Source organism: Streptomyces sp., from assembly GCF_031181555.1.
Lineage (GTDB): Bacteria > Actinomycetota > Actinomycetes > Streptomycetales > Streptomycetaceae > Streptomyces > Streptomyces fimbriatus.
Window position 1 is genome coordinate 1 of record NZ_JAPSKQ010000185.1, and the last position, 4,168, is coordinate 4,168.

4 protein-coding genes are annotated in these 4,168 nt (G+C 71.9%); 1 reads left to right on the forward strand and 3 read right to left on the reverse strand.

What is annotated here, in order from left to right; translation table 11 throughout:
- Positions 1–283: 283 nt before the first annotated feature.
- Positions 284–1,480, reverse strand: a complete 1,197-nt coding sequence (locus tag RIM90_RS27110; RefSeq protein ID WP_309063380.1) for a glycosyltransferase 87 family protein — start codon at positions 1,478–1,480, stop codon at positions 284–286.
- 74 nt (positions 1,481–1,554) lie between these two features.
- Between RIM90_RS27110 and RIM90_RS27115 the strand changes: the two genes are divergently transcribed.
- Positions 1,555–2,436 carry a hypothetical protein gene (locus RIM90_RS27115; protein WP_309063381.1) on the forward strand — a complete coding sequence of 294 codons (882 nt, stop codon included), beginning with the start codon at positions 1,555–1,557 and terminating at the stop codon, positions 2,434–2,436.
- Positions 2,437–2,468: 32 nt separating this feature from the next.
- Here the strand turns inward: RIM90_RS27115 and RIM90_RS27120 are convergent, their stop codons facing one another.
- Together RIM90_RS27120 and RIM90_RS27125 are read right to left on the reverse strand one after the other, a co-directional pair.
- Positions 2,469–3,548, reverse strand: a complete 1,080-nt coding sequence (locus tag RIM90_RS27120) for an NlpC/P60 family protein (protein WP_309063382.1) — start codon at positions 3,546–3,548, stop codon at positions 2,469–2,471.
- A gap of 32 nt (positions 3,549–3,580) precedes the next feature.
- Entirely contained in the window at positions 3,581–4,063 is a 483-nt protein-coding gene (locus RIM90_RS27125; protein ID WP_309063383.1) for a poly-gamma-glutamate biosynthesis protein PgsC/CapC, read from the reverse strand.
- Positions 4,064–4,168 lie beyond the last annotated feature (105 nt).

Genomic DNA, 4,168 nt, shown 5'->3' on the forward strand with positions numbered 1-4,168 from the left:
GACGTGCCACTGGCGCGTCACATCGCCGGGCTTGGGGCTGTACGTACGCACGGTTCGTAGCCTTCGCTTCTTCAGTGAATGGTCCTGACAAGGTCACCGAAGACGATCACGACAGCCCTGACCGCACTGCGGTGACGCAAACCGCGTGCAGGTCGCTGGTCATCGGCCCGGTGGACCGGTGTAAGGGCCCCTCACGTGAGAATGAGCAAGCCAATACACATAACGAACATGCAGGATACCCACGCTCGGCCGGACGGGTCAAAACGAGACCGCCGTCGGTGGGCTACGCCGATTCTACGGCCGGACGCCGCTCCCCGGGCGCCTCGCGCGGGCCGTCCGGCTCCCGCGCCCCCCGCACGCAGTGCCACCCGACCGTCGCCGCCAGCCCGCACAGCGTGACCGCGTCCTTGAAGGCCCGGCGCCGCCCCGACTCCAGCCACGGCCACGTCACGCCCGGCAGCTGCGGCACCAGGGCGAGCCAGAACCAGGGCCGCCGGGCCACCGCGCCGGCGTACGGCAGACCGGCGAGCAGCAGCGGCAGGACGACCAGGAGGTAGTGGTTGTAGGAGGGCCGCGAGACGAGGAACACCGAGAGCATCAGCCCCGCGGACGTCTCCGCCAGCCGCAGCGGCACCGGACCGGGCCCGCGCCAGCGCCGGTACGCGCACACCACCCCCGCCGCGGCCGCGAGCAGCGCGAGCAGCCCGGCCGGCTCCTCGGGCACGCCCAGCCGGGGCAGCACCGCCGCCGGCGAGGCCTCGTAGAGCCGCACGAAGGGGTCGTCGCCGTACAGCAGGAACGGCAGGGTGCGGGTGAAGAAGCCCATCGGGTCCGGCAGCAGCAGCGCCGCCGAGGCCGAGGCCACCGACGGCACCAGCACCAGCACGGCCAGCGCCCGCCACCGGCGCGCGAAGAGGAACAGCAGCGCCATCGGCGCGAGCAGCGGCTTCAGCGCCACGGCCACCCCGACGACCGCGCCCGCCGCGACCCAGCGGCCCCGGCTCGCCAGCAGCAGGCACAGCGGCAGCGCGAGCGCGGCCGTCACCGTCCAGTTGCCCAGCCGCACCAGTTGCCCGAACGGCGCGAAACCGGCCACGAGGCCCAGCAGTCCGAGCACGGCGAGCCTGCTGCGCAGCGGTACGCGGTGCAGCCGCAGGGCGCAGACCCAGCCCAGCACGAGGGCGGCGGTCACCGCCGGCGGCACCAGCACGTCGAGCACGGACCGCGGCAGCAGCGCCTGCGGGGCGGCGGCCAGGACCGCGCTCGGCAGATAGAGGAAGTGCGGATCGTCGTACGGCGCGCCACCGGCCAGCCAGGTCCGCGCGCCGTCCACCACGATCGCGTTGTCCATGCCTCCGTCCGAGGTCACGCGCACCGCATGCACCGCCAGCACCCCCAGGAGCACCACGAGTGCCGCCCACAGGTACCCGTTCGCGGGTCGCACCAACCACCCGGAGATGTCGCTTTTGTCCGTCGCCATGAGCGCAACGCTAGGGCCTCCGGGGCCCGTTGAGGCGGACCAGCACGCCCCGTGCCCCGTCTAAGATGCGCCCCATGAGTTTTGGGCAGGGGGGACCTCAGCAGCAGTGGGATCCCTGGAAACCGAATTCCCAGCAGCCCTGGAACAGCGGCGGCGCGAGCCAGTCACCGGACTGGGCCGCGCTCGCCGAGGCCTCCGAGGCCCGCCACAAGCGGCGCCGGCTGCTGCTCATAGGCGGTGGCGCACTCGCCACCGTCGCGATAGGCACCGCCGTCGCGGTGGCCGTCGTCTCGGCGAACGGCGACGACCGGGCCGCGGGCGGCCCGTCCTCCCAGCCGCCCGGATCCTCCGACGTCCCGAGCGCCACGGGCACGGTGCCGTCGTTCGCCCCGACGAGCGCGCCGCCCCCGCTGGACCCGAAGGACTTCATCGCCAGCGCGAAGAAGGACAAGGCGCCGCTCGGCCCGGACATCCTCTTCCCGGGCACGCAGCTGACCATGGGCGACACGGTGTACAAGAAGGGCCCGACGGCCGACACCCGCAACTGCGCCTCGGCCGCGAAGGCCACGCTCCCCAAAGTCCTCACCGACAACGACTGCACCCGCCTGATGCGCGTCACCTACACCAAGGACGGGGTGGCGGTGACGGTCGGCGTGGCCGTCTTCGACACCGAGGCCCAGGCGGCCGGGGTCAGGCAGCAGGTCGACACGAAGAGCATCGTGAAGTCCCTGGCGGGCGGCGGCGTCAAGGAGTTCTGCGACGGCGCGGTCTGCCGCTCGACCACCAACTCCTACGGCCGCTACGCCTACTTCACCCTGGCCGGCTTCACCGACGGCAAGGACGTGACGACGAAGGACACGGCCGTCTTCACCACGGGCGACGACCTCCAGGAGTTCACGCGCCGTCAGATCCACCGCAGGGGCGAGGCCCAGGCCTCGGCGGCGGCGAACGGGTAGCCGGCCGCCCGGCGAGCGCGGCGGCCGGCGCCTCACAGCCGCTTGGCGCTGCGCAGTGTCTTGGCGTAGTAACCGTTGCCGTCCAGCCGGGAGACGCCGCCGATGTCGCCGATGGTGGGGCCGTTGACCTCCTCCCGGCTGGACACGAAGATCAGGTGGCCCTCGGTGTCGTAGCCGAGCACCATGCCCACGTGGTCCAGCCGCTGCTCGGTGCGCGCGTCGAGTTTGAAGAAGACGAGGTCGCCGGGCTGGAGCTGGTCGATGGCGGACGGCCGGTCGTCCGCCGACACCCCGGTCAGCGGAAGGATGTCGACGCCCTCGTCGGAGCGGGCCATGCCGTTGGCGGTGCGGGGCAGGCCGTCCCCGGAGGCGTCCGAGGACATCAACGGGTAGCGGGCGCGGTAGCCGAGCACCATGCGGATGAAGCCCGAGCAGTCCAGGGACCTCGCGCGCATGGTCTCCGGCGTCCCGACCACGCCGTCCCGGAACGGGTACGGGATGCCGAGGTAGTCGTAGAAGTCGGACTGCTCCAGGCGCAGGTCGCCGCCCTCGGCGCCGGCGGTGTTCAGCGGGCCGAAGTTCGCGTCACCGGCGTAGGCGACGCCCTGCTCGTCCTTCTTCTGCGGGGCGCCCGCCACGTACTGGAAGGCGAAGGCGAACAGGTCGTCCTCCTTGCTGTCCCTGTACTCGGCGTACCACTCCTTGAACCACTTCTCCTTCTCGGCGCCCTTCTCCCAGGGCTCGGGCATGAGGCGGACCCAGTCCGTGGTGGAGACCTTGGAGGAGGTGGACGTCGGCTCGGCGAAGGTACGGGCCGGTCCGGTCAGCGTCGCGGTGCGCGCCCCGTCCGTGAAGACGCCCTGGATCTGCCCGTCGGCGCCGCGCAGCACCGAGCGCGCGGGGTTCTCCAGCCGGGACCAGGTCATCTCGCCCTTGGCGTCGGAGCCGCCGCCGGAGCCGCGGCTGCCGTCCAGGACGCCGACGTCGCGGACCTCCGTGACACCGGGTGCCTCCTGCTTGCGCAGCTCCACGGTGAGGTACCCGGAGGCCCCGACGAGTGCCAGCACCACGAGGCCCGAGACGACGGGCCGCGACTTCTTCTTCCCTGCCATCGGTTACTCCTCGGTTGTTCTCGGACGCCGGATCAGACGGTGGGCATGACGCCGAGCAGCAGGCCCGCGGCGACGACGATGTAGGCCATCAGGGAGACCGTGCCGGTGGCCAGCAGGGTGGCTCCCTTGGGCTGGCGCACCATCTGGTAGGCGATCAGGCCGGGCACGATGAACCCGAGGGTCTGGTTGCCGTACAGCAGCGGGAACTCGATCGAGAGCACGATCATCACCGTGGACTGGAGCAGCACGCCCAGCAGCACCACCGCGGCGAACAGCCGCTTGCCGTAGAGGATCACCAGCCGCTGCATGACCTTGGTGCCCGCATAGGTCAGGGCGGTGACGCCGACCATCATGGCCGCGCGCTGGAGGTCCTCGATGAGGGTCAGGGCGATCCAGCCGGGCGTGATCATGCCGCCGGGCGACAGGTTGGTGGTGAGGTAGCACAGCAGCGAGAAGAACAGACCTATGGCGATGCCCAGGGCGGCCATCTCGGGGGTCAGGGCGGCGGTGGTCAACGGGGTCTCCGGGCGGGCGGGCGGGTGGTCCCGCCATAGGGGTCGTCGTGCGGGTCGTCGTGGGGCGGCCAGGGCTGCCGAGCCGGGGGATGGGGCGCGGGCTGC